Source organism: Vibrio ichthyoenteri ATCC 700023, from assembly GCF_000222605.1.
GTDB classification, from domain to species: Bacteria; Pseudomonadota; Gammaproteobacteria; order Enterobacterales; family Vibrionaceae; genus Vibrio; species Vibrio ichthyoenteri.
In genome coordinates, this window is record NZ_AFWF01000080.1 from 1 (window position 1) to 646 (window position 646).

1 pseudogene is annotated in these 646 nt (G+C 45.7%); it reads left to right on the forward strand.

What is annotated here, in order from left to right:
• Positions 1-646 (forward strand): annotated as a pseudogene (locus tag RH85_RS22250) (IS5 family transposase); the annotation flags it as partial.

Consider the following 646-nt stretch of genomic DNA (forward strand, 5'->3'; position numbering starts at 1 on the left):
CGGGATACTTTTTGTTCTCAGAACTGGTTGTCAGTGGAATGCGCTTAACGCGACAGGTATTTGTACCTCTAGCTCTGCACATCGTCGTTTTCAAGAGTGGCGAGATGCAGGAGTCTTTGAGCGATTCTGGCAAAATGGCCTGATTTACGAAGGGGTTGATTGGAGTTCCATATCAATGGACGGGTGCCAAACTAAAGCTCCTTTAGCTGGCTCAAAAAAACAGGTAAGAATCCAACAGACAGAGCGAAACAAGGCGTAAAACGCAGTTTGTTGACGGATGCGAATGGATTGCCACTGGCTGTTGTTAGCGATGGCGCGAACGTTCACGACATTAAGCTGGTACTTCAAACATTAAATGCACTAGAGTGTTATCGACCTCCGCTGAAAGTGCCTTTGTACCTAGACAAAGGTTATACAGGTCAGTGGTTACATGATGAACTGGTTGATTTGAACTACATCCCTCACGTTCAATCACGTGCTGAAGAGGCTGCGAGCTTGAAACAATCGGATGATTTTAAGGCTCATCGTTGGGTTGTGGAGCGAACCCATAGCTGGCTAAACCGTTATCGTAGATTGCTTGTTCGTTGGGAAAAGAAAATCGAAAACTACGAGGCCATGTTGCATTTTGCTTGTGGCCTCATTGTTT